Source organism: Paracoccus marcusii, from assembly GCF_006151785.1.
GTDB classification, from domain to species: domain Bacteria; phylum Pseudomonadota; class Alphaproteobacteria; order Rhodobacterales; family Rhodobacteraceae; genus Paracoccus; species Paracoccus marcusii.
Genome location: NZ_VDDD01000201.1, coordinates 1 through 3364, shown reverse-complemented (window position 1 = coordinate 3364; position 3364 = coordinate 1). Strand labels below are relative to the sequence as shown.

Genomic DNA, 3364 nt, shown 5'->3' with positions numbered 1-3364 from the left:
CAACCTGCGCCAATCGGCGTAAACAACCCTTGGACTCCGGTCGCGGCTGGATGAAAGACCCGTGGCAGGTCAGCAGCGCCAGCCGCGCTGCGGACAGCGTCGAGTCAGAGATCACCGCGCCGGTGCCCGCCTTGTTGCCATGGTCGGCGTGGAACAGCGTCTTGCCGTCCGACATGGTCGGGCCGTTGCCGCTGCCCGCCTCGAGGAGGGTGACGAGGATCCGCGCCTCGGTCTCGGCCGCGGCCTGGCCCATGCGGCGGGCGAGGTCGGAGAAGGCGCCAAGATCGTCGTTCACCAGCACCGGCCGCGTGACTCCGATCTTCCGCGCCCAGGTCTCGACCTTGTAGGCCTCACGCGCCTCGGCCATGGTCCCGGCCTTGATCTCGCCGTGCTCGTTCAGCTTCTCCAGCAGCGGCGCCTCGCCCAGCATGATCTTGTTCACCGCGCGGAAGTCCCGCGCCGTGGTCTGGCGACCAAGGCGGCGGATGCCCGAGGGTGCGGCCTGATAGGCGTCACGCAGCACCCGGCCCACTGTGTCCCCGAGGATGATCGGGAAGTCGGAGGTGGTGTGCAGCGCGCGGGTCACGAGGCTCGCCGGCGACAGCGCCATTGTCGACTCGCCGCGCAGGGTCAGCAGCTCCTTCGCCATGTCCACGGGCGTGGAATAGGCGTAGCGCCGGGCGGGCTCGGAAAGCTCGTGGCGCGGGTTGATCCGGGCATAGAGCGCCTCGCCCATCTGGCGGGCGCGCAGGGCGGGGTCGTCGTAGCTCTCGCCCATCTCGACGCGAACCTGTTCGGTGCGGATCGCGGGCGCGCTGCGCTTCGCCAGCGCCTCGAAGGCGGCGCGGCGGGCGGTGTCGGGATCGGCGTTCGCATCGATCTGGCCGTCGATCCAGGACTGGTCCAGCCCGGCGATGCTGGCGATGGATCGGATCTCGGCGTTCGTCGCGGCGCGGGTCTCGGTGTTGGGCGCCGTGTCGGCGGCCTCTCGGGTGGTCGTGTCGGTCATCTCTGTCTCCATGCGAATATGGGCGCCGGGGTCGGCGGGCGTCGGCACCAGGGAAATCTCGTGGGGCGTCCAGCGCACGGCGGTCAGCACGCGCGCGCCGTTCTCGGTCGTCTCGGCCCAATCCTCGACCGAGTAGCCGACCGAGACGTGCCGCAGGATGCCCGCCAGCACGTCCTGCCAGACCGGCTCCACCTCGGGCCGGGCAGAAAACTGGATGAGCGCGGTGCCGCGCTTGCCGTCTACCGCGGCGCTGCGGACGGAGCCGAGCACGTCCCGCACCGCGGTCTGGCGATGCGCATCGAGGACGCTGGCGCCTTCCAGCCTGGACAGGTCCACGGCCTGCGGATCGAGGCTGAGCCGTTCGATGTACTGGCCCGCCATATCGCGGCGACGCACGGGCGCGCCGGTGGACCAGACAACCTCGACGGTGCGGGCCTCCGCGTCGGCAGTCGCGGGCGCCAGCGTCGCGCGGCGAGTGAGAAGATCGTGGGTATCAGTCATCGGCCGCCTCCTTCTGCTGCGGCGTGGCCGTCTGGCCGAAGGCGAGCCCCAGCCCCATCGCGCGTTCGCGGTCCGCGGCGATCTCGGCATCCACCTGTTCGGCGTCGTAGCCGCGCTCGGAGATCGCCTGGGACCGGCTCTTCAGCCCCGCGCCGATCGCCATGATCTCGGCCTGCACGTCCTTCATCGGATCGACGTAGTCGAACTTCGGCGGCAGCCATTCGCACCCCAGGTAGGCTTCCGGGTTCCGGTCGAAGTCCCGCGCGGGCAGATCGCCGGTCAGCACTGCCAGCCGCACGAACCGTTCCCAGACCGGGCGGCAGAACAGGTGGACGACCACGTTGTGCTGCAGCTGCTCGACGCGGCGACGGAACTCGATCAGCCCCGCGCGGATCGAGGAATAGGTGACGCCCTCGAGGTCGCCCGAGACCAGCTCGTAGGGCAGGCCCAGCCCGGCCGCGACAGCGCGCAGGTGGTTTTTCACGAACAGCGCGTAGGCGTCGTGCTCGGTCGGGTTCGAGAAGCGGATGTCGGTGCCGGGCGGCAGGGGGATCAGGCTGCCGGGCTCCATGCCCACGGTTAGCGCGCCGCCGGTATTGGTGCCCGAGAGCCCGCCCGCCGTGCCGTCCGGATCGGTGATGAAGCCGGTGAACAGCGCCGCGACCTTGGCCTTGACCAGCGCGGCGTCCTCGAACTGGTCGAGCTCGTGCAGCCGCAGCAGCACCGGCGCGAGCCAGGTGATCCCGCGCAGCTGGCCCGCCGCGAGCGGCTTGAACAGGTGCAGGCAATCGGCGGCGGGGACGCGGAGCGGGTCCATGCGGAGAGACCCCAGCGGATCGCTCGGCCGGGAGGACGAGACCCGGTAGGCGACCCGGCGACCGGCGGCATCGAACTCGATGCCCGCACGGATCCGCGCCCCGCCGCCGATCTCGCGGTGCAGGTCCATGGGAACCTGCTCGCGATCCAGAAGCTCGAGGTGAAGGGGGATGCCGGTGGCGTCGCTGGCTACGCGGAGCCGGGCGAAACTCTCGCCGCTCTCGACCATCGCGCGCACGGCCATGGCCTGCAGCCCGTAGAAATCCGCCAGCCCGTCCGGGGCGGCGTGATCGGTCCAGCGCAGCCAGAGCGCCTGGAGCCGCTCGCGCACCGCCCTGTCAGGATGGGTGGACTGCGGCTTGATCCCGGCGCCGACGACATTGCCGACCAGGCTATCGACCGCCGCCGCGACCCACGGGTTGTTGCGCGCATAACTCCCGGCCCGCCGCGCCGCCGTGGTCGCGCCCGCCAGGATCGTCGCGTTCAGCCCGTCGACCGTCCGCGCCCCCTCCCAACGCCGCCCGCCACCCGCAGCGTCGAAGCCGCGAGCGCGCGCGAGGCCGAGAAGGCGATGGAGGAACGTCGGCATGGGCGACAGAATCGCCTGAAACGAACCCTCAAGCTATTGGGAATGTTTGGGAAACGTGGGCGTTGCCCCCTCGCTTGATGGGGGTGCAAGTGGGGAGTGATCCTCAAACGCCACTGCTTCTCTTGTGGCGAGCAAGTTCTGAAGATATTTCTAGCGGTTATGGAAACATTAGAACTTCTCGACCCCGAATCGTTTGTGGCCGTGCTCGCTGCGCGTCGAGGACTGCGTTCTGAAGCCCTGCTGTTCAGATACCTAGAGAGAAAGACGAGGGCGGCAAACCGCGGAGCCAAGGCTCGTAGGTCACTGGGGAACGTATACGCACTGTTGGTAATTGCTGAGGACTTCCTTGATGGCCGGGAGAACGGCTCTCGGTTCACTGACTGTTGATTTCCACCCAGAACTGAGCCGGGTTTTCCATCGAGAAGTGAGCCACCTCTGATTATGGATAT

Annotated in this window: 2 protein-coding genes; both read right to left on the bottom strand. The window is 68.8% G+C overall.

All coding sequences use genetic code 11. The annotated features are described in order from the left end of the window. On the bottom strand, window positions 1-1510 hold a 1510-nt coding region (locus FHD68_RS17990), incomplete at its 3' end, for a prohead protease/major capsid protein fusion protein (RefSeq protein WP_244297958.1). Beyond that, complete coding sequence (locus tag FHD68_RS17985; protein WP_127898079.1) at window positions 1503-2915, bottom strand: phage portal protein; 1413 nt, start codon at window positions 2913-2915, stop codon at window positions 1503-1505. The genes FHD68_RS17985 and FHD68_RS17990, both read right to left, overlap by 8 nt. Between the last annotated feature and the right edge of the window lie 449 nt (window positions 2916-3364).

What these genes read in the sequence shown, in the direction of transcription:
- FHD68_RS17985 (WP_127898079.1), bottom strand. Translation starts at nt 2,915, where the DNA reads ATGCCGACGTTCCTCCATCGCCTTCTCGGCCTCGCGCGCGCTCGCGGC.